The 20,706-nt window shown below is 71.0% G+C and carries 20 protein-coding genes and 2 tRNA genes; 19 read left to right on the top strand and 3 right to left on the bottom strand.

What is annotated here, in order from left to right; translation table 11 throughout:
* Positions 1-102 precede the first annotated feature (102 nt).
* The 3 genes from rplU (at position 103) to obgE (ending at position 2,291) form a co-directional block, all read left to right on the top strand.
* Positions 103-423 carry a 50S ribosomal protein L21 gene (rplU, locus tag AB0C46_RS19870; RefSeq protein ID WP_006605648.1) on the top strand — a complete coding sequence of 107 codons (321 nt, stop codon included), beginning with the start codon at positions 103-105 and terminating at the stop codon, positions 421-423.
* Positions 424-437: 14 nt separating this feature from the next.
* Positions 438-695 carry a 50S ribosomal protein L27 gene (gene rpmA, locus AB0C46_RS19865; protein WP_018088248.1) on the top strand — a complete coding sequence of 86 codons (258 nt, stop codon included), beginning with the start codon at positions 438-440 and terminating at the stop codon, positions 693-695.
* 159 nt (positions 696-854) lie between these two features.
* The gene (obgE, locus tag AB0C46_RS19860; RefSeq protein WP_362829163.1) at positions 855-2,291 is read left to right on the top strand and encodes a GTPase ObgE; all 1,437 of its coding nucleotides are present in this window, start codon (positions 855-857) and stop codon (positions 2,289-2,291) included.
* Between the two features lie 120 nt (positions 2,292-2,411).
* On the opposite strand, the gene AB0C46_RS19855 is transcribed toward obgE, so the two are convergent.
* The gene (locus AB0C46_RS19855; RefSeq protein WP_362829161.1) at positions 2,412-4,499 is read right to left on the bottom strand and encodes a hypothetical protein; all 2,088 of its coding nucleotides are present in this window, start codon (positions 4,497-4,499) and stop codon (positions 2,412-2,414) included.
* A gap of 433 nt (positions 4,500-4,932) precedes the next feature.
* On the opposite strand from AB0C46_RS19855, the gene proB reads away from it, so the two are divergent.
* The 5 genes from proB to AB0C46_RS19830 all read left to right on the top strand — a co-directional run bounded on the left by proB (position 4,933) and on the right by AB0C46_RS19830 (position 10,077).
* Entirely contained in the window at positions 4,933-6,051 is a 1,119-nt protein-coding gene (proB, locus tag AB0C46_RS19850; protein WP_362829159.1) for a glutamate 5-kinase, read from the top strand.
* Between the two features lie 240 nt (positions 6,052-6,291).
* Positions 6,292-6,786: a hypothetical protein gene (locus AB0C46_RS19845; protein ID WP_362829158.1), complete on the top strand. Its 495-nt coding sequence runs from the start codon at positions 6,292-6,294 to the stop codon at positions 6,784-6,786.
* Positions 6,787-6,858: 72 nt separating this feature from the next.
* Entirely contained in the window at positions 6,859-8,127 is a 1,269-nt protein-coding gene (locus AB0C46_RS19840; RefSeq protein ID WP_362829157.1) for a glutamate-5-semialdehyde dehydrogenase, read from the top strand.
* A gap of 61 nt (positions 8,128-8,188) precedes the next feature.
* On the top strand, positions 8,189-8,845 hold the full coding sequence (locus AB0C46_RS19835) for a hypothetical protein (protein WP_362829156.1): 657 nt from the start codon (positions 8,189-8,191) through the stop codon (positions 8,843-8,845).
* Positions 8,846-8,952: 107 nt separating this feature from the next.
* Positions 8,953-10,077 carry a hypothetical protein gene (locus AB0C46_RS19830; protein ID WP_362829155.1) on the top strand — a complete coding sequence of 375 codons (1,125 nt, stop codon included), beginning with the start codon at positions 8,953-8,955 and terminating at the stop codon, positions 10,075-10,077.
* Positions 10,078-10,088: 11 nt separating this feature from the next.
* Here AB0C46_RS19830 and AB0C46_RS19825 read toward each other — a convergent pair whose 3' ends face one another.
* Positions 10,089-11,183 (bottom strand): M48 family metallopeptidase, encoded by a 1,095-nt coding sequence (locus tag AB0C46_RS19825; protein WP_362829154.1) that lies wholly within the window; start codon positions 11,181-11,183, stop codon positions 10,089-10,091.
* Positions 11,184-11,335: 152 nt separating this feature from the next.
* Here AB0C46_RS19825 and AB0C46_RS19820 point away from each other — a divergent pair, with 152 nt between their 5' ends.
* The 9 genes from AB0C46_RS19820 (at position 11,336) to AB0C46_RS19780 (ending at position 16,465) form a co-directional block, all read left to right on the top strand.
* On the top strand, positions 11,336-11,485 hold the full coding sequence (locus tag AB0C46_RS19820) for a hypothetical protein (protein ID WP_362829153.1): 150 nt from the start codon (positions 11,336-11,338) through the stop codon (positions 11,483-11,485).
* Between the two features lie 119 nt (positions 11,486-11,604).
* Positions 11,605-11,766, top strand: a complete 162-nt coding sequence (locus tag AB0C46_RS19815) for a hypothetical protein (RefSeq protein ID WP_018088238.1) — start codon at positions 11,605-11,607, stop codon at positions 11,764-11,766.
* 52 nt (positions 11,767-11,818) lie between these two features.
* A complete protein-coding gene (nadD, locus tag AB0C46_RS19810) occupies positions 11,819-12,430 on the top strand; it encodes a nicotinate-nucleotide adenylyltransferase (RefSeq protein WP_362829152.1) in 612 nt (203 codons plus the stop codon).
* Positions 12,431-12,454: 24 nt separating this feature from the next.
* On the top strand, positions 12,455-14,272 hold the full coding sequence (locus AB0C46_RS19805; RefSeq protein WP_362829151.1) for a LytR C-terminal domain-containing protein: 1,818 nt from the start codon (positions 12,455-12,457) through the stop codon (positions 14,270-14,272).
* A 259-nt stretch (positions 14,273-14,531) separates the two neighbouring features.
* Positions 14,532-14,966, top strand: coding sequence for a ribosome silencing factor (gene rsfS, locus AB0C46_RS19800; RefSeq protein WP_168479090.1), 435 nt, complete (start codon positions 14,532-14,534; stop codon positions 14,964-14,966).
* On the top strand, positions 14,963-15,616 hold the full coding sequence (locus AB0C46_RS19795) for a histidine phosphatase family protein (protein ID WP_362829188.1): 654 nt from the start codon (positions 14,963-14,965) through the stop codon (positions 15,614-15,616). Before rsfS ends, AB0C46_RS19795 begins: the two co-directional genes overlap by 4 nt.
* A gap of 112 nt (positions 15,617-15,728) precedes the next feature.
* Positions 15,729-15,801, top strand: a tRNA-Ala gene (locus AB0C46_RS19790).
* A 181-nt stretch (positions 15,802-15,982) separates the two neighbouring features.
* Positions 15,983-16,228, top strand: a complete 246-nt coding sequence (locus AB0C46_RS19785) for a hypothetical protein (protein WP_362829191.1) — start codon at positions 15,983-15,985, stop codon at positions 16,226-16,228.
* 3 nt (positions 16,229-16,231) lie between these two features.
* Positions 16,232-16,465 (top strand): hypothetical protein, encoded by a 234-nt coding sequence (locus AB0C46_RS19780; protein ID WP_030413843.1) that lies wholly within the window; start codon positions 16,232-16,234, stop codon positions 16,463-16,465.
* A gap of 185 nt (positions 16,466-16,650) precedes the next feature.
* Here the strand turns inward: AB0C46_RS19780 and AB0C46_RS19775 are convergent, their stop codons facing one another.
* Positions 16,651-18,024: a glycosyltransferase 87 family protein gene (locus tag AB0C46_RS19775; RefSeq protein ID WP_362829150.1), complete on the bottom strand. Its 1,374-nt coding sequence runs from the start codon at positions 18,022-18,024 to the stop codon at positions 16,651-16,653.
* A gap of 152 nt (positions 18,025-18,176) precedes the next feature.
* Between AB0C46_RS19775 and AB0C46_RS19770 the strand changes: the two genes are divergently transcribed.
* Both AB0C46_RS19770 and AB0C46_RS19765 read left to right on the top strand, forming a co-directional pair.
* Positions 18,177-18,249, top strand: a tRNA-Ala gene (locus AB0C46_RS19770).
* Between the two features lie 358 nt (positions 18,250-18,607).
* Positions 18,608-20,566 carry a S53 family peptidase gene (locus tag AB0C46_RS19765; protein WP_362829149.1) on the top strand — a complete coding sequence of 653 codons (1,959 nt, stop codon included), beginning with the start codon at positions 18,608-18,610 and terminating at the stop codon, positions 20,564-20,566.
* Positions 20,567-20,706: the final 140 nt, after the last annotated feature.

The following is a 20,706-nucleotide window of genomic DNA, read 5'->3' as shown; positions in this document are numbered from 1 at the left end:
CCGAGGGAGGCCGCTCGTCCACTCGGATTTCATGGGCCCCATCCCGAGCCCGTGTGAGCGGCTGGCATCAGAGGATCCGTTCCTAGCGAAAGAGAGTTCCGCGTGTACGCGATCGTGCGCACCGGCGGACGCCAGCAGAAGGTTGCTGTTGGCGACGTCATCGAGGTTGACCGCATTTCCACCAGCAAGGTCGGCGACACCGTCGAGCTCTCCACGCTGCTGGTCGTCGACGGTGACTCGGTTACCAGCGACCCGTGGGTCCTGGCCGGCGTGAAGGTCCAGGGCGAGGTCGTGGACCACCACAAGGGCGACAAGATCCGGATCCAGAAGTACAAGAACAAGACCGGTTACAAGAAGCGGATCGGCCACCGCCAGCTCCACACGGCGCTGAAGATCACTGGCATCGACGCTCCGGCGAAGTAAGGGACTGAGGAGACATGGCACACAAGAAGGGCGCATCGTCCACTCGGAACGGTCGCGATTCCAATGCTCAGCGGCTCGGCGTGAAGCGCTTCGGCGGTCAGGCCGTCCTCGCCGGTGAGATCCTGGTCCGCCAGCGTGGCACCCACTTCCACCCGGGCACGGGCGTCGGCCGCGGCGGCGACGACACCCTGTTCGCCCTGGCTGCCGGTGCGGTGCAGTTCGGCACCCACCGTGGCCGCAAGGTCGTGAACATCGTTCCGGTCGCCGAGTAATTCCGGCCTGACCGAGCGATAGCTCAGCATTAGCATCACTCAGGGGCGGACCGCCTTTTCCTGCGAGAGCGGGAAGGCCGGTCCGCCCTTGCGTGTTAGTACAGAGACATGCGCGCAAGTACAGCGTCATACCCGTAGTTACCTGGAGGCACCCCCACCATGACCACCTTCGTGGACCGCGTCGAGCTGCACGTCGCCGCGGGTAACGGAGGCCACGGCGTGGCCTCCGTGATGCGGGAGAAGTTCAAGCCGCTCGGCGGCCCGGACGGCGGCAACGGCGGCCGCGGCGGTGATGTGATCCTGGTCGTCGACCAGGACGTCACCACGCTTCTCGAATACCACCACCACCCGCACCGCAAGGCCACCAACGGCCAGCCGGGCGCGGGCGACAACCGCTCCGGCAAGAACGGCCAGGACCTGGTCCTGCCGGTCCCCGACGGCACCGTCATCCTGGACCGCGCGGGCAATGTGCTCGCCGACCTCGTCGGCCAGGGCACCACCTTCGTCGCCGGCCAGGGCGGCCGCGGCGGCCTCGGCAACGCCGCGCTGGCCTCCGCCCGCCGTAAGGCCCCCGGTTTCGCGCTGCTCGGCGTGCCCGGCGAGGCCCGCGACATCGTGCTGGAGCTCAAGACCGTCGCGGACGTTGCGCTGGTCGGCTACCCGAGCGCCGGCAAGTCCTCGCTGATCTCGGTGCTCTCCGCCGCCAAGCCCAAGATCGCCGACTACCCCTTCACCACCCTGGTGCCCAACCTCGGTGTGGTGACGGCCGGTTCGACCGTCTACACGATCGCGGACGTCCCCGGTCTGATCCCCGGCGCGAGCCAGGGCAAGGGCCTGGGCCTGGAGTTCCTGCGGCATGTCGAGCGCTGCGAGGTGCTCGTCCACGTCCTGGACACCGCGACCCTGGAGGCCGACCGTGACCCGGTCTCCGACCTCGACATGATCGAGGAGGAGCTCAAGCAGTACGGCGGCCTGGAGAACCGGCCCCGGATGGTCGTCCTCAACAAGATCGACGTCCCGGACGGCAAGGACCTCGCCGACATCATCCGCCCCGACCTGGAAGAGCGCGGCTACCACGTCTACGAGGTCTCCGCGGTCGCCCATATGGGCCTGAAGGAGCTGTCCTTCGCGCTCGCCGACGTCGTCTCCAAGGCCCGCGCGGCAAGGCCCGTACAGGAATCCACCCGTATCGTCATCCGGCCCCAGGCCGTGGACGACGCCGGCTTCACGGTCACGGAGGAGGGCGAGAACTTCTTCCGCGTGCGCGGTGAGAAGCCCGAACGCTGGGTCCGGCAGACCGACTTCAACAACGACGAGGCCGTCGGCTACCTCGCCGACCGCCTCAACCGTCTCGGTGTCGAGGACGCGCTGCGCAAGGCGGGCGCGCACGCGGGCGACGGCATCGCCATCGGCCCCGAGGACAACGCCGTCGTCTTCGACTGGGAGCCGATGATGGCGGCCGGCGCCGAGATGCTGGGACGGCGCGGGGAGGACCACCGCATGGAGGCGCCCCGGCCGGCCGCGCAGCGCCGCAGGGACCGGGACGTGGCGCGGGACGAGGCCGACCAGGAGTACGAGGGCTTCAAGCCCTTCTGACGGGTCTGCCCGGCGGACCGCCGCACGGAAGAACGGGGAAGGCCCCCGGGAGGAGATCCTCCCGGGGGCCTTCCCCGTGTGCGTCGTCGCTGCTGAGGCCGTGAACGGCCCGCTGCGGGCTCAGACGGCGGCCGTGGCGTCCGAGGCGCCGTTGGCCTTGTCCCCGGCCGTCTCGGAGGCGTCCACGTCCTCCTGCGAGCGCTGACCGGGGATACCGGACAGCCGGTTCTCCATCCGGACGCGCCGCTCGTCGGCCTTGGCGCACAGCGCCAGCGCGGCCTGGTTGAAGCGGACCGACGACGGCGGGTCCGACGGGCCCAGCAGATGCTCCTTGAGCTCGGCCCGCTCCCCGGCCAGGGTGTCCTGCTCCGGGTTGCGGACCGCGTCGAGGAGACCGGCCACACCCTCCGCCTCCGGCGTGAGGATCGTCGCCGCCCGCACGGTCGGGAAGTTCACCCGGAAGTCGTCCTCGCTCATCCCCGAGGTGTTGGCGACCGCGTACGGCTTCTCGCTGGTCAGGTAGTCGGAGACGACGCTGGAGACATCGCTGATCAGCACGTCGGCCTGGTTGAAGCAGCTGAAGATGCCGGGGCGGGCGGTGGTGATGATGCGGTGCTCCCACTCGGGGAAGGAGTTCCAGTACGCCTCCTCCCAGGCGGTGACGGCCGCTGCGACGGCGGCGGCGCGGCCCTCCTCCGGGGTGCCCTGCAGCTGCATCCGCTCCAGCTCGTCCGCGCTCTTGCGGAACGCGGAGGTGGTCAGCGCGTTCAGCGCGTCGGTGCACCGGGCCAGCTCGGCAGCGGCCTCCGGGCCGGGCTGCGCCCCGCTGCGCCGGGTGTTCGCCTCCGTGATCATCGCCTGGATGCGGGTGTTGGCGGCGCCCGCACGCGGGTCCACGGAACCGGTCATCGGGTGCGGCTTGTACAGCAGCCGGACGTTCTCGTCGGCGAGCAGCTCACGCACGATGTTCTCGCCCGCCAGGATCACCGAGGTGTTGCCCGGGTTGCCGTCCCAGCCCTCCCAGGTCGGGGCGTACAGCACGCTGGTCGGCCGGCCGGCCGGGGCGCCCGCGTACGCCTGGATCGGGGCCAGCTGGGGGCGGCCGACCTCGACGACGTCCTTGTCCTCCACACCGATGTCGGCGAGCTGGTAGCGGTCACGGGCCGCCGGGCCCGCCACCCACACCTCGTCATACGCCTTCGCATACGGGTTGCAGGAGGACAGCTTGTCGCTCTCACCGTGGTTGATGAAGGCGTGCTTGATGGACGGGATACGCAGGATCTGCGAGGTCTTGCCGGAGTTCGCCGGGTGCAGCAGCACCTTGAGCGTGGAGTGCTCCAGCCGCATCAGGTTGGCGACCTTGGGGATGCACACGATCGGGATGTCGGTGGCCTCGATCTTCTGCACCATGAAGCGCTCACGGAGCACGATGATCGGGTTGCCGTCCAGGTCGGAGAGCGTGCTCAGCCACATGTTGGCCTGGTAGGCGGAGGAGGAGCCGCCGGAGAAGTACATACCGACCGTCGGCCGGTACTCCGCCAGCCAGTTGTCCAGCCACTCCAGGGCCTGCTTCTCGCGGGCCATCCGGTGCTTGGGCAGCAGCCAGGTGCCCAGGTAGAGCGTGCCGCCGGCGGACAGGGCCAGGGAGACGGCCAGGCCGATGCCGCCCCAGTAGGCGTCGGTGGTGATCGCGGTGAGCATCATGCCGGTCGTGGTGGGCACCGAGAAGCGCAGCAGGCGCCGGCCCGTCTGGCGGGAGAGGATGCGTGGCGGGGCGTCGCACAGCCGCAGTGCGCTCGCGTCGATGTTGCGCGTGACGAACGGCAGGCTGCGGGTCCGGCGCACCAGCACCGCCACCGCCTGGCACACGAAGTGGGTGCCGTAGAAGAGGAGCAGCGTGATGGTGAGCGGCGCCTGCTCCTCCAGCGGGTTGATGCCGTCGATGTGCAGCAGGCCGACCAGTATCAGCATGTCGCGCAGCAACTGGCGCACCGTGACATCGAACCGGATCCGGCCGAGCACCGCGAGCAGGCCGGGCTGCTTGTGCTGGAGGACCAGGTCGAGACCCAGGTTGACCACGGATGCGGCGATGAACAGCGGGATGACGGGCAGCAGCGCACCGAGGAGCTGCGCGGTGAAGGCGACCATCATCGCGAAGAGGGCCGCGAGCTGTACGGCTCGACGGGGGACGATTCCGGCGGAAGGCACGGGGGAGGGCTCCTGGCAGCACGAAGGTCAGGGGGAGGCCGAGGGGGGCGGCCGGGTCCCGCGCTGCGACGCCGCCGGAGCGGCGAAACGGGACCGATGGACACCCGACCGTATGACCTTGTTGGCCTTGGTGACAATCTGCTGTGGCTCTCATCACCGCGAAAGCGGACCAATCGAACGCAACCTGTTGGCCTCGGCTTTCCTCTTAAGGAAAACCTCGTGGTGTATGGGGCGAACGGGATGCGCGGCCCCTATTCTGCGCGATCTTTCCGCGCGTCGTGACCGCCCGGTCGGGTCTCACAAGGCGTCCGTCAGGCGATATCACGAAGCGCCCATGTCCCGCCCTGCCGTAGATTGCGCCCGTAGGGCCGTGGTGCGGGTCGAGCAGTGATCCCCGTACGGCGGTGGGATCGGCGAGCACAGGGGTATGCAGGTGGCAGGCGCAAGGCAGGACGTGAAGGACGCCCGCCGGATCGTGGTGAAGGTCGGCTCGTCCTCGCTGACCACGGCCACGGGGGGACTGGACGCGGACCGCGTCGACGCGCTGGTGAATGTGCTGGCCAAGCACCAGGACAAGGAGATCGTGCTGGTCTCCTCCGGCGCCATCGCGGCCGGTCTGGCGCCTCTGGGGCTCGCCAAGCGCCCCCGCGACCTGGCCCGGCAGCAGGCCGCCGCCAGCGTCGGCCAGGGCCTGCTGGTCGCCCGCTACACCGCCTCCTTCGCCCGCTACGGCCGCCGCGTCGGCCAGGTCCTGCTGACCTCCGACGACACCAGCCGCCGGGCCCACTACCGCAACGCCTACCGGACCCTCGACCAGCTGCTGGCCATGGGCGCCGTACCGATCGTCAATGAGAACGACACCGTCGCCACCGACGAGATCCGGTTCGGCGACAACGACCGGCTGGCGGCCCTGGTCGCCCATCTCGTCCGTGCCGACCTGCTGATCCTGCTCTCGGACGTGGACGGCCTCTACGACGGGGATCCGGCCACTCCCGGCACCTCCCGGATAGCCGAGGTCCACGGGCCCAAGGACCTGGAGGGCATCTCCATCGGCAGCGCGGGCAAGGCCGGCGTCGGCACCGGCGGCATGGTCACCAAGGTCGAGGCGGCCCGGATCGCGGCCGCTGCCGGTATCCCGGTCGTTCTGACCTCGGCCGTGCACGCCGCGGACGCGCTCGCCGGCAGCTCGACCGGCACCCACTTCCTGCGCACCGGCCGCCGCTCTGCCGACCGGCTGCTGTGGCTCGCGCACGCCTCCACACCGCGTGGGGCGCTCGTCCTGGACGACGGGGCGGTGCGGGCCGTGGTCGAGCGCCGCTCCTCGCTGCTGCCGGCCGGCATCGCCTCGGTGGAGGGCGATTTCTCCGCCGGCGACCCGGTCGAGCTGCGGGACGGCGAGGGCCACGCGGTCGCCCGCGGTGTCGTCAATTTCGATGCCCGGGAAATCCCCCGTTTGATGGGCCGTTCGACCCGCGATCTCGCCCGCGAGCTGGGCCCCGCCTATGAGCGGGAGGTCGTGCACCGCGACGATCTGGTGCTGCTGCACCCCTGAGGGACGTCCCCCCGGGCCGACTCCCTCCGCGGCCGAAAACAGCCCCTTCGGCCTGGTGTGAAGACCGGCCTTTCCATGGAGACCTTGGGGAAAACGCCCCCGCGACGGGCCGCGGGCTGGTCAACTTTGTTGCGGGGGCGCCGTAGGGGAGCGGCGCCCGCAGCGCGCACGCGCACCCGCCGACGTACGACGGCTCCGCACCCCCGAGGGCGGAGCGATTCGCATCACAGGAGGCCGCCGGTGAGACGAGGGCGCCCAGGGGCACCGCCCCGAGGGACGGCGGAACGCGCACTGACCAGCGTCGGAACGGGCGAGGACGCAGCCCGGCCGGACGACCCGTGTGCGGAGCGTGACGGGGCGGCGCAGCACGCACCGGAGAGCGGGCGCCGGGAGGCGTCCCGGCTGTGGCACATCACCCTCAGCGTCTCGGGCGCCGAGGCCCCGCTGAAGGAGGTCCGGCGGGCGCTGGAACAGCTCGCCCACGACCATCCGTTCCTGCTGACCAGCCGCTACGCCAACGACCACGCCGAGATCCGCTACTGGGAGGAGGCGCGGGACCTGCACGACGCCGCGGCGGTCGCCCTGCGGCTGTGGGGCGAGCACCGCTCGACGGCCAAGCTGCCGCCGTGGGAGATCGTCGGCCTGGAGGTCATCGACCGCGAGACCTACCACCAGCGCCTCGCGGAGGGCTACGGTCCGCCGCCGGCCTCCCCGGTAGGCGTCCACCCGTTCTGACCCGTGGCCGTCTGCGTCCCGCGCTGTGAGATACGGCGTGGCCGCGACCTGCCGCCCGGCTAGGCTGCGGCCATGACCAGCAGCGCATCGCACTCCTCGCCCGTCCTCGACACCGCCCGCCGCGCGCGGGAGGCGGCCGCCGTCCTGGCGCCACTGCCGCGTACGGCCCGTGACGCAGCGCTGCTCGCCATCGCCGACGCCCTGGTGGAGCGGACCGACGCGATCGTCACCGCCAACGCCCAGGACATCGCCAAGGCGCGGGCGGCGGGCACCGCCGAGTCGATCGTGGACCGGCTCACCCTCACCCCCGAGCGGATCGCGGCCATCGCCGCCGACGTCCGCCAGGTCGTGGCGCTGCCCGACCCGGTGGGCGAGGTGGTGCGCGGCTCGACCCTGCCCAACGGCCTCGATCTGCGGCAGGTCCGGGTCCCGCTCGGTGTGATCGGGATCATCTACGAGGCCCGGCCCAATGTGACGGTGGACGCCGCGGCCCTGTGCCTGAAGTCCGGCAACGCCGTGCTGCTGCGCGGCTCGTCCTCCGCGTACGCCTCCAACAGCGCCCTGGTGGAGGTGCTGCGCGACGCCGTCCAGAGCGCCGGACTGCCCGCCGACGCGGTGCAGCTGGTGCCCGGCGAGAGCCGTGACGCGGTGAAGGAGCTGATGCGCGCCCGCGGCCTGGTCGATGTGCTGATCCCGCGCGGCGGCGCATCCCTGATCCGTACGGTTGTCGAGGAGTCCACCGTCCCGGTGATCGAGACCGGCACCGGCAACTGCCACGTCTATATCGACGAGGCCGCCGACCTCGACATGGCCGTCGACATCCTCATCAATTCCAAGGCCCAGCGGCCCAGCGTCTGCAACGCCGCGGAGACGGTGCTGGTGCACGCGGGGATCGCCGAGAAGTTCCTGCCGCGCGCCCTGGAGGCGCTGACCCAGGCCGGGGTCATCGTGCACGGCGACGCCGCCTGGCAGCAGGCGGGCCCCGGACTGGTGGCCCCCGCCACCGACGAGGACTGGGCGACGGAGTACCTCTCGTACGACATCGCGGCCGCCGTGGTGCCCGACCTGGACGCGGCGGTGGCCCACATCCGGCGCTGGACCTCCGGTCACACCGAGGCCATCGTCACCACCTCGCAGGCCGCCGCCCGCCGCTTCACCCAGTTGGTGGACTCCACCACCGTCGCGGTCAACGCCTCCACCCGTTTCACCGACGGCGGCGAGTTCGGCTTCGGCGCGGAGATCGGTATCTCGACGCAGAAGCTGCACGCCCGCGGCCCCATGGGACTGCCGGAACTGACGTCCACGAAGTACATCGTCACGGGCGACGGCCACACCCGCTGAACGTCCCCCGGATTCCCCGTTCTCCCTGCCCAAAATGACCGGCCGGGGCTAACCTGGACGGGTGCCGGACGACGTGGGGGGCAAGCCGTTCCCGGACGGTGAAGAGCCCGACGAGCACCACCACGGGAGCCACGGAAAAGCGGACGAAGAATTCGCCTCCGTGGTCTTCGACGAGGAATTCGTCCGGTCGGCCCGGATTCATGAACCCTCGGCGGTCGAGCGGATGCTGGCCGCCGCCGAGGCACGCGCCGAGGCCGAGGCGGCCCGCTCCGGGCACGGTTTCGGCCCCGAGGGCGACGACCCGGACGAGACCGGCCGCCGCAGCCGCCGGCGCGGCCGGGAAACCGATGACTACGACGGCTACGCCGATTACGGAGAGTACGACGACGGGGAGTACGGCGACTATCCGCCGCATGACCCGTACGGCCCCTACGGCGGTGCGCTGCGCCCCTACCGCAGCAGCACCCGCTGGCACCGGCCGGTCGCCTGGGTACTGGCCGTGGTGATGGGCATCGGACTGGTCGCGCTGGCCTTCAGCGCCGTCTACCGGGGCTCCGCCGGCCGGACCCAGAACCCGGCTCCGGCGCCCACCTCCAGCGGGGTGGACGCCCCGGTCACGGGCACGGACAGCGTCCGTACGGCCCGCCCCGGCCTGCCGTCGCCGCCGTCGGCCGAACCCCTGCGCCCGTCGTTCTCGGCGGTGCCCAGGCCGCACTGACGGCGCGGCACACTTCCCGCAAATCGGACGCCTGAAACCGTATCGTCCGGCGAAGTTGCCCGGCGTCCCGGCGTTTACGTTCGCCCCGGCAGACCTACTCTTGTTGTATGACCGGGCCTGGTGACCCTCCGGAAGGGACGCCCAACGGCGCCCCGGGAGGCGGTGAGGACGAATACCGATCCGTCGTCTTCGACGAATCGTTCGTTCGGGCTGCGCGGCTGCAGGAATTCTCCGCGGACGAGCGGCTGGGCGAGCACCATTCGCCGGCCGTCAAGACCCGGCATGCGTGGATGCGGCTGGGCGGCTCCCGGCAGGCCATCCTGCTGGTGCTGCTGATCGTGCTCGCCTTCGGCACCGCGGTCTACATGGGCGTACGGCACCCGTACAAGGCCCCGGAGGCGGTCCGGGTGCAGCCGCTGCGCTCCGCGGTGGTGCCGCTGGCGCCGACCGGGAAGGTGCCCGGCGCGACCCCTGAGGATCTCTTTGCACACAGCCCCGCGGCGCATTACCGGATCGGCGCCGCGGGCGTCAATCTGCCCGCCGTCGCCCGTACCGAGCACTTCTCCGACGGCCAGATCGTCTCCGCGCTGACCGTGGCGAAGGACTACATCGTCCGCTCCTCGCTGGACCCGGACACCCTCACCGGCGGCTCCGTACGGCCGGTGCGGCTGCTGCTCGACACCCGCCAACTCGACCAGTTCGACCGGAGCCTGGCGCACCCCGACGACAACGGCCGCGATGCCGCGACCGGTTGGCTGGTCCGCTTCGACCCGCACCAGACCCGGCTCGCGGACCGGAACGTACGGGTGAACGGCACGCTGTCCGCCGCGGAGTTGAGCCCGGACGCGCTCGATGTGACCGCCGACTACACCTTCGTCTATGCCGTCCGGCCCGCCCCCGGCGCGCCGGACGCCGCATCGGGCCCGGCCACCGGCAAGCCCACGCCGGGCGCCGCCTCGCTGGTCACCGTCCGTCGTGAGGTGCACTTCCGGCTGACCCGCGACAACCTCAGCGACCACCGCCTGGAGGTGCTGCAGAGCAGCCTGCAGGCAGGGCCGCTGGCCTGCTCCTCGAAGCCGGCCGACGCGCTGCGCCCGCTGTTCGCGGGACAGCACGCCGGCCACGACCGGCCCACGGGCACCGACCCCTACGCCAGGGACCGCGCCAACCCCTCCGTCTGCGGTGAGCTGGCGCCCTCCGCCCAGCCGAAGCCGAGCCGTCCGATGCGCTAGGCGGACACGCCCTAGGAGCCGTCCGAGCCGCTCGCTCCACCGCTCCCGTTGGCGCCGCCCGAGCCGTCGGGACGTGTCCCGCCACGGAAGACCGTGTCGCGCAGCTTGCCGCCCAAGTCGCCCGCGCCGCCCGCGATATCGCGCACCAGACCCATCAGCGGGTCCTTGCTGTTGCGCATCGAGTCGGCGTAGTGGGCGGCGGAGTCCCGGAACGAGTCGGAGACCGAGGTTTCCTTGTCCTCGTCCCGGCGCGGGTAGTGGCCGTCCATGATCCGCTGGTAGTCGCGGCTGGCCGCCCACTTCTTGAGCTCGGCCGCCCGCACGGTCGTGAACGGGTGGCTGCGCGGCAGCAGGTTGAGGATCTTCAGCACGGAGTCGCGCAGATCGCCGCCGGACTCGTACTCGTCCGCCTGCTTGAGGAAGGCGTCGACATTCATCTCGTGCAGATGATTGCCGCCGGCCAGCTTCATCAGACCGCGCATCGAGGCCTGCAGATCCTGCCCGACCAGCAGCCCGGCACGGTCGGCCGACAGCTCCGACTTGCGGAACCACTCGCGCAGCGCCGTCACGATCGCCATGATCGCGACATTGCCCAGCGGGATCCAGGCGACCTTCATCGCCAGATTCGTCAGGAACAGCAGAATCGTGCGGTAAACGGCGTGCCCGGACAGCGCGTGCCCGACCTCGTGGCCGACGACCGCCCGCATCTCCTCCTCGTCCAGCAGCTCGACCAGGCCGGTCGTCACCACGATGATCGGCTCGTCGAGACCGATGCACATGGCATTGGGCTGCGGGTCCTGATTCACATACATCGGCGGGACCTTCTCCAGGTCCAGGATGTAGCAGGCATCGCGCAGCATGTCGTTGAGGTGCGCGAACTGCTGGTCGCTCACCCGCACCGAGTCCGACAGGAACAGCAGCCGCAGGCTGCGCTCCGGCAACAAGCCGCTGAGCGTCTTGAAGACGGTGTCGAACCCGCTCAGCTTGCGCAACGCCACCAGCGCCGAGCGATCCGCCGGGTGCTCGTACGACCGCGACGAGATTCCGGGGAATCGCCGCCGGTCCCGGCTCGGTACGTTCGCGCTGCCGTCTGGGCTCTCCGTCATTGGGGCCTCCCCCTGTTCGACTGCGTGTGTTCAGAGTAGAGGACGCCACTGACAAGCGAATGGATGCTCGGGCGTACGCTGGCGATCGCACCAATACCTGCCCCGGCCCGTACACATGGCCGTATGGGCCGTATCAGAGGGAGCGCACCGTCGTGCCGTATCAGAGTGTGCTGCTCGCCGCAGCCCAGGAGACCGCCAGGGACGCCGGACCCGGATGGATCCTGCGCGCCGTGATCATCGGTGGCGTCGTCGGTGCCGCACTGCTCGCCTGGTTCCTGCTGCGCGGCTACGGCCAGGACTGACCCTCCGTCGGCCGCCCCGGGGCGGGTCCGGGCGGAGTCGCCGTGGGCCCGTGGTGAGCCGACGCTTACGATGTGGTGGAAGTCTCTGCCCGCCCCAGCCCGGATTGGTCCTGCCGACGATGAGCCTGCACACCACCGCACAGTCCCTGGCCACCCTCGCCGCCGAACCCGGACACGAGGGCGGTCACGCCAGCCTCAGCCCCTTCGTGACCGGCGGCGGCGCCCTTTTTATCCTGCTCCTCCTGCTCTGGATCACCACCCGTTTCAACCGGGACCGCTGAGCCCCGGCACCCGGCCCCCGGCATCGCGCGCCGCCCAGTAGGGTCTGCACGCATGGGAGAGCACACAGGGCCCGTGAAGCGGCGACTCGGAGTGATGGGCGGGACGTTCGACCCGATCCACCACGGACACCTGGTCGCCGCCAGCGAGGTGGCCAGCCAGTTCCACCTCGACGAGGTCATCTTCGTGCCGACGGGACAGCCGTGGCAGAAGAGCCACAAGACGGTGTCCCCGGCCGAGGACCGGTATCTGATGACGGTCATCGCGACCGCGTCGAACCCGCAGTTCTCCGTCAGCCGGATCGATATCGACCGCGGCGGCAAGACGTACACGATAGACACGCTGCGTGATCTGCGCGAGGAGCACCGTGACGCGGATCTGTTCTTCATCACCGGCGCCGACGCGCTCAGCCAGATCCTGACCTGGCACGATGCCGCGGAGCTGGTCTCGCTCGCCCACTTCATCGGGGTGACCAGGCCCGGCCATGTCCTCGCGGACCCCGGGCTGCCCGCGGGGGCGGTGTCCTTGGTCGAGGTGCCGGCGCTGGCCATCTCCTCGACCGACTGCCGGGCGCGCGTCGCCCAGGGGGATCCGGTCTGGTACCTGGTGCCGGACGGTGTGGTGCGCTACATCGACAAAAAAGAGCTGTACCGCAACGACCGCTGACGGGGCTGACGGAAAGGGGCACCGGTGAGCGACCGACAGGATCCGTACGGGCCGCAGGACCCGTATGCCCACGACCCGTATGCCCAGGAGCAGCCGGGGCAGCCGGGCTACACCTATGACGCCTACGGGCAGCCGGTGTACCACGACGCCGCACAGCCGTCGTACGAGCAGCACTACGACGCGTACGGGCAGCAGGCCGCCCCGTCCGCCTATGAGGGCTACGACCCGTACGGCGGCCAACAGGGCGGCGGTCAGGTCGCACAGGGGTACCAGGGCGGTCACCAGCCGTACCAGGCGCAGCCGGAGTACGGCTACGACGCCTACGGCCGCCAGCAGGTGCAGGCCCAGCCCGGCTATCCGCAGCAGTACGACCCGTACGGCGCTCCCGAGCAGCAGCCGTCGCACCAGCAGGAGTGGATCCCGCAGCAGGCCCAGCAGTCCCCCTACGAGCAGCCCCGCTACGAGGAGCCCGTCCCGCAGCGCCAGGACGGGCCGCCCCGGCCGCCGGCGCAGCGCCGCGCCCCGGCGGACGACACCGCAGGGCCGGACGCCGCGAGCGGCCCCACCGGGCTCTCCGCCGACGACCCCGAGTACCGCACCGAGCAGTTCTCCTTCATCGAGGAGCCGGACGAGGACTCCGAAGACGTCATCGACTGGCTGAAGTTCACCGAGAGCCGCACCGAGCGGCGCGAGGAGGCCAAGCGGCGCGGCCGCAGCCGGATCATCGCGCTGTCCGTCGTGCTGGCCCTGCTGGTCGCCGGCGGTGTCGGCTATCTGTGGTGGGCGGGCAAACTGCCGGGAGTCGCCGGGCCGGACAGCGGCGAGGCGGCCGCGGGCGCCGGGCAGAAGCGCGATGTCCTCGTCGTCCATCTGCGGGACACCAAGACCGGGAACAGCTCGACGGCGCTGCTGGTGGACAACGAGACCACCCACAAGGGCACCACCGTCCTCCTGCCCAACAGCCTTCTCGTCTCCAGGGACGACGGCACGACCACAACCCTCGGCAAGTCCGTCAAGGACGAGGGCACCGAGCCGACCAGGGACTCCCTCAACAGCCTCCTGGGCGCCGACCTCAAGGCCAGCTGGCGGCTGGACACCCCGTACCTGGAGAACCTCGTCGAGACGGTCGGCGGGATCACCCTCGACACCGACGCCACCGTCCCCGGCGCCAAGAAGGGCGCCTCCCCGGTCGTCAAACAGGGCAGCGCCCAGGACCTCAACGGCCAGGCCGCCGTCGCCTACGCCACCCACCTGGCGCCGGGCGAGCCCCAGACCAAGCAGCTGCAGCGGTTCGGACAGGTCATGCAGGCGACCTTGAAGAAGGTCTCCAGCGACTCCGACGGCGCCACCGCCACCGTGAAGGCGCTGCTCCAGGTGCTCGACCCGCCGCTCACCGAGGCCCAGCTGGGCAGCTCGCTGGCGCAGCGGGCGGAGCTGGTGAAGACCGGCGCGTACCGCACCGCCCTGCTGCCCGTACAGGCGAACGGGACGCTCAGCCAGACCACCTCGGCAAGTGTGGTCAAGGATGTGCTCGGCGGCACGGTCAAGAAGACCGCCCCCGACGGGACCGCCCGGGTCGCGGTCCGGAACGCCACCGGCACCAAGGCCGCCACCGGCAAGGCTCAGGTCGCGCTGCTCAACGGCGGCTACAGCTTCGTCGACGACGGCACCGCCGGCGCGGCCGCCGCCGCGTCCCGGATCACCTACGCGGACGCCGCCCAGAAGGCCAAGGCCGCGGAGGTCGCCAGGACACTGGGGCTGCCGGCGGGCGCGGTCAGGCAGGGCAAGGGCGCCTCGAACGCCGACATCACCGTGCTGCTGGGGCGGGACTACAAGGGCTGACGGGCCGGACGCGCCAGGCCCCTCCGGTGGTGACCGGTGGGGCCCGGCAGCCCCGGCCCCGGCGCTGACCAGCCCGGACGCCGGAACCGACTGGTGGGTTCGAAAACACAGCCGGGAGTGTCGGTGGTCCGTGAGACCCTTGAGGAGTACCTGACCGCCGATCCGGTTGCCCATGGGGACTGCGGCGCGCGCCGCGGCTCCGCCGCGAGCCAGCGCCCTGCCCGGCCGGAGAGGCTGCCCTCGAACCGGAAAGCCGCTTGTGACCGCCACGGACCGCTCCATCGAGCTCATCAACGCCGCCGCCCAGGCCGCAGCCGACAAGCTCGCGCACGACATCATCGCGTACGACGTCAGTGACGTCCTCTCGATCACCGACGCCTTCCTGCTGGCCTCGGCGCCCAGCGACCGCCAGGTCAAGTCGATCGTCGACGAGATCGAGGAACGGCTCAACAAGGACCTCGGTGCCAAGCCGGTCCGCCGCGAGGGCGACCGCGAGGCCCGCTGGGTGCTGCTCGACTACGTCGACATCGTGGTGCACGTCCAGCACAGCGAGGAGCGTGTCTTCTACGCGCTCGAGCGCCTGTGGAAGGACTGCCCCGAGATCGACCTCCCCGAGGAGGCCAAGGCCACCCGCGGCAAGGCAGCGGCGCACGCCGACGCCACGGCGGGCGAACAGGACGGTGAGCTGCTCTGAACGGCACCAAGAGCGGCCAGGGCCGCCGCATCGTCCTCTGGCGCCACGGCCAGACCGCCTGGAATCTGGAGCGCCGCTTCCAGGGGTCGACGGACATCGAGCTGACCGAGGCGGGCGTCGGCCAGGCGCGGCGCGCCGCCCGGCTGCTCGCCGCCCTCAGGCCGGACGCCATCATCGCCTCCGACCTGCAGCGGGCCGCGGCGACGGCGCGCGAGCTGGCCGAGCTGACCCGGCTGGAGGTGACGCATGACGCGGCCCTGCGGGAGACCTACGCGGGCTCCTGGCAGGGGCTGACGCACGACGAGATCCTCGCGCAGTACGGCGAGCAGTACACCGCCTGGAAGCGCGGTGAGCCGGTGCGCCGCGGCGGCGGCGAGCTGGAGACCGAGGTCGCCGACCGGGCCGCCCCCGTCGTCCTCAACCACGCCGACAAGCTTCCCGGGAACGGCACCCTGGTCGTGGTCAGCCACGGCGGCACGATCCGCACCACCATCGGGCGGCTGCTCGGCCTGGAGGCCCACCACTGGGAGGGCCTGGGCGGTCTGTCGAACTGCTGCTGGTCCGTGCTGGGCGAGGGCGCGCGCGGCTGGCGCCTGATGGAACACAACGCCGGCACCCTGCCGGAGCCGGTGCTCGGCGACGACGACTGAGCCCGCCGGGCGGCCCCGGCCGACCGGATTTCACATCCGGGCAGGTCGCAGGCTAAAGTTCTTCTTGTTCGCGGCGCCGCCGGGGGAAACCCGGGGGAGCGGAACAAGACCCGGGGCTATAGCTCAGTTGGTAGAGCGCCTGCATGGCATGCAGGAGGTCAGGAGTTCAATTCTCCTTAGCTCCACAACCCGGATGATCCCGTCTCCTCATGGAGGCGGGATCTCTGCGTTCCGCGGGGCCGCTGTGCGGTCGGGTGTTCCGCGCGGGCGGTGCCGCCGCCAGCCAGGGTGGCGCGAAGGCGAGCCTGACCCGGCCCGCAGACCGTGGCAGAATCGGACGGCGCCGGCAGGGGAGGAGAGATCGCGATGCCCACGAGCATCCTCGAGGAGGTCAACGACCTGCTCGACGTGGCCGAGGCGCAGAGCGATGACTGGCTGCCGGAATACGCGCTCCGTTTCACCTGCCCCGTTGACGGCCCCGCCTCCGTACGCAGCGGCGACGGTACTGCTCTGCAGTGCCCGTCGTGCGGCTCCTCCCATGTCGCACAGGTGCTGGGCGACAACGGGGGCATTTCCTTCGTTTGTACGGCCTGCGGCCACAGTTGGAGCTGATGGATGGGCGCCCACAGCAGGAAATGTGACTGGTGCGGCAGCGGTACGCCGATCGTCCGGGACATGGAACCCGTCAACACGGACTACCAGTACTGGTGCGAGGAATGCGCCCGCGCCCTGGTCATAAAAGGCGACCCCATCGAGACCTACCGGGAGCTCGACGGGGAGCCGATCTACGGGCGACTGCTGGACGAGCACTGCACACTGAAGCGCTTCTACTCGTTCGCCACGGCCTGAGTGGGCCGCCCTCCCCAAGGTGCCACTGAAGGAGTGGGTCCCCTCCTTGACGCCGTTTCAGGCAGCTTCGGGCAGCTCGGGGCAGTTCCGGACGGTTCCGGTCACGCGGAACTGCCGCCGGGACAAGGGGCGTTGTGCCGGACATGAGACGGTCACCGCCCCCTTCCGCAGCGCGGGCGCACGGTTCAGCTGCCGCTGCCCCTGCCGGCGTTGGCGTTGACATTGGCGTTGGCGTCGGCGGACAGACGTGCATCGCCTTGCCCCGACCGCCCCCTGAGCCGCCACAGCCGGGCCCCCGCCAGTGCCAGCAGCGCGAGACCGGCGAGCGGATAGCTGCCGGAGAGCAGCATCTGCACGCCGTTCTGGTGCAGTTCCTCGTGGTGGTGCCAGCGGTGCGGCACCCACCACAGCGCGAACGAGCAGAAGAGCAGCCCCAGCGCGCCGGTCGTCATCCGCCAGCGGCGGGCCGCGGTGCCCGTCCGGTGCAGCGCCTCGGAGCCGAGCAGGATCAGCATCGGTACGCACCACACCCAGTGGTGGGACCAGGAGATCGGGCTGACCAGGAGCGCGGTCGCCGCGCAGGCGACGGCCGCCCAGGCGCGCTGTCCGCGCAGCAGGCACCCGACCGCCAGTGCCAGACCGAGGGCCCCGGTCAGACCGGCGACCACGACCCAGGCGGCGCCCGGGTCGTGGGTGTGCAGCAGCCGGGCGAGGGCGCCGCGCAGCGACTGGTTCGCGGTGATCTCCACCTCGCCGACCCGGTCGGTGGCGTACACGATCTCGGTCCAGAAACGGTACGAGTCGCGGGGCAGCGCGAGCGCGGAGAGGAGCGCGGTGGCCAGGAAGGTGGCGGTGGCGACGACGGCCTGCCGCAGCCAGGGGTTCCAGGCGGCGAGGGCCCCCGCGCCGGAGCGGAGCAGCTGGCCGGCGCGGACGGCGCCGGCCAGCGCGAGGAATACCGCGAACAGCGCCGGGGTCAGTTTGAGTCCGGCCGCGACTCCGATGCCGATACCCGCGAGCCGCCGGTTGTCCCCGCGGGTCAGGTCCCACAGCACCAGCACGGCGATCAGCAGGTTGATCTGGCCGTAGCGCAGCGTCGTCCAGACCGGTTCGCACCACACCAGCAGCGCGGAGACCGCGAACGTCGCGGCGGGCCGGGGGAGCCGCCGGGGCCGGCCGGCCAGCCGTAGCGAGAGGTGGACGACACCGACGAGCAGCAGCAGGTTCCCGGCGGTGGCGCAGGCGCGCATCGCCGGAACCCCGAGCAGGGTGAGCGGGGTGAACAGCAGGGCCGCGAAGGGCGGGTAGGTGTTGGGCAGGTGTGCCGAGGTCGCCACCATGTCGTAGAGGGACTCGCCGTTGCGGACGGTGAAGCCCTCGGCGCGGTAGACCATCAGGTCGATCATCGTCACGTGCAGAAGGCGCTGCACGGTCCAGAAGACGGCGAAGGAGACCAGACAGCCGAGGGCCGCCACGAGGGTCGGGTGTCGGCGGACGAGGCCCCTGCCGGGGTGGGCGCCGCCGGTGTCGGTGGACTGCTCCAGCTCCAGCGCGGTCACGGCGTACGCTCCCCAGGACGTATCGGGCACAGATTGCCGACAGTACCGCGCGTCGCGCCGAAGGGCCCCCGGCAGAACGATTTGGCAGAAGCCGGGGAGGTCCGTGTAATGTAGGCGATGCCGCAGCGGGGAACCGGGCGGAAACAGAATACGGGGCTATAGCTCAGTTGGTAGAGCGCCTGCATGGCATGCAGGAGGTCAGGAGTTCAATTCTCCTTAGCTCCACAGTGAAAGAAGCAGGTCGTCCGAAATGGGCGGCCTGCTTCGTCGTGCGTGTGCGGACCAGGCGCCCTGGGGGCCGCAATCAGCGGGAGTTCCTCCGCTGTTGTGCTGATATCTGGTCAGCGACGTGTTCGCCATGGCGAGTTCATCGTTCGCTCCGCGCCCATTCCTGACCAGTCCTTGCCGTTCCTTGGGCTCATCTTGGCGATCGCATGTCCCTGACATGAACGGTTCATCGAAAGAGTGGCGCATCGCGTGAGCGTCACCTCTCACGCACTCACCGCTTGTGCGGTGCCGCACACCGGCACACCGGCGCAGCGCGGCACCCCACAGCGCACCGCATCGCCACACAGGGGGTTACATGAGAGCAAGCCGCACCAGATCACTGCCCGCGCGCGCCGCTCTGACCTGGGCAGCGGCGCTGCCGCTGGTCGCCGGTGCGCTCGCGCTCGGCGCGCCGGCCGCCGACGCCGCGGGCCACGACGGCGGCCGGCACGCACTGCAGGGCACCAAGCCCCTGTGGGCCACCCGGCAGGCCGACCAGGGCGCCACCTCCGCCTCCGCGGCCGTCACCGCCCGCGTCTACCTGGCCGGCCGCGACGCCAAGGGCCTCGCGGACCGTGCGCGGGCCGTGTCCGACCCGCACTCCGCCGCGTACGGGAAGTATCTGAGCCCCGCCCAGGTGCGCGCCCGCTACGGCGCCACGCACGACCAGATAGCCAAGGTGACCGACTGGCTGAAGGAGTCCGGCCTGACGGTCACCGGCACCACCAACCGGTATCTGACGGTCAAGGGCGACGCGGCCGCCGCCGAGCGCGCCTTCGCCACCGACCTGCACAACTACCGCAAGAACGGGCATACTTACCACGCCCCGTCGACCGCCGCCTCCGCGCCCGCCGCCCTGGCCGGCGCGGTGCTGACGGTCACCGGCCTGGACAACGCGCCGCGGCCGGCCAAGCACCACTCCAGCGAACTGCCGCCGCCGGAAGGCGTCTTCCGTAACTCCGGACCGTTCTCCTCGTACTACGGCTCCAGGACCGGCACGAAGCTGCCGTCCGCCTACGGGAGCAAGGCGCCGTACGCGGTCAGGGGCTACACCGGCAAGCAGCTCCGCGCCGCCTACGGGGCGAAGAAGTGGACCGGCAAGAACGTCACCGTCGCGATCACCGACGCCTACGCCTCGCCGACCATCGCCCGGGACGCGGACACGTACGCGGCCCGCAACGGCGACCCCCGCTACCGCCGGGGCCAGCTCTCCCAGGTCCTCCCCGAGAACTACACGCACCTCAAGGAGTGCGGCGCGGCCGGCTGGTACGGCGAGGAGACCCTCGACGTCGAGGCCGTCCACGCGGTCGCCCCCGACTCCGACATCGTCTACGTCGGCGGCGCCTCCTGTATGGACGACGATCTGCTCGACTCGCTCGGCAAGATCGTCGACGGGCACCTCGCCGATATCGTCTCCAACTCCTGGGGCGACATCGAGGCGAACGAGACCCCGGACGTGGCCGCCGCCTACGACCAGATCTTCCAGCAGGGCGCGGTGCAGGGCATCGGCTTCTACTTCTCCTCCGGCGACAACGGTGACGAGGTCGCCAACACCGGCACCAAGCAGGTCGACACCCCGGCGAACTCCGCCTGGGTGACCGCCGTCGGCGGCACCTCTCTGGCCGTCGGCAAGCACGACGCGTACCAGTGGGAGACCGGCTGGGGCACTCTGAAGGCGGCGCTCTCCAAGGACGGCCACGACTGGACCGGCTTCCCCGGCACCTTCAACGGTGGCGCCGGCGGTGGCACCAGCGAGACCGTCGCGCAGCCCTTCTACCAGCGAGGAGTCGTTCCGGATGGGCTCGCGAAGGTGAACGGCGGCGGTGCGATGCGCTCCGTCCCGGACATCGCCGCGGTCGCCGACCCGAACACCGGCTTCCTGGTCGGCCAGACCCAGACCCTGCCGGACGGCTCACTCGGCTATGACGAGTACCGCATCGGCGGCACCTCACTGGCCGCGCCGGTGATCGCGGGCGTCCAGGCGCTCGCCCAGCAGGCCCGGCACGGTGTGGCCATCGGCTTCGCCAACCCCGGCATCTACCAGCGCTACGGCACCGCCGCCTACCACGACGTCACCGATCACCCGCTGGGTGCCGGCCGTGACCTGGCCGTCGTCCGCGTCGACTACGTCAACGGCACCGACGCGAGCAAGGGCACCACGACCTCGCTGCGCAGCCTGGGCAAGGACAGCTCGCTGCGTGCGGTCGTCGGCTACGACGACGTCACGGGCGTGGGCACGCCGGGCGCCGGCTATGTGAGCTCCTACCGCCCCTGACGCCGGGGTGTGGCACCGCCTCCCCGCACCGCCCGTGCCCCGGTGGCGCGGCGGTAGGAGGACCGGGTAACAGGGGGGCGGGGCCCGCGTTGGGGTAATCCTCAGCGCGGGCCCCGTACGCCCTGCGGTACCCTGACGCC

The sequence above is a fragment of the Streptomyces sp. NPDC048637 genome (assembly GCF_040650675.1).
Classification (GTDB): Bacteria; Actinomycetota; Actinomycetes; order Streptomycetales; family Streptomycetaceae; genus Streptomyces.
Note: the sequence above shows the minus strand (reverse complement) of the source record. Positions and strands in the feature narration are given on the sequence as shown.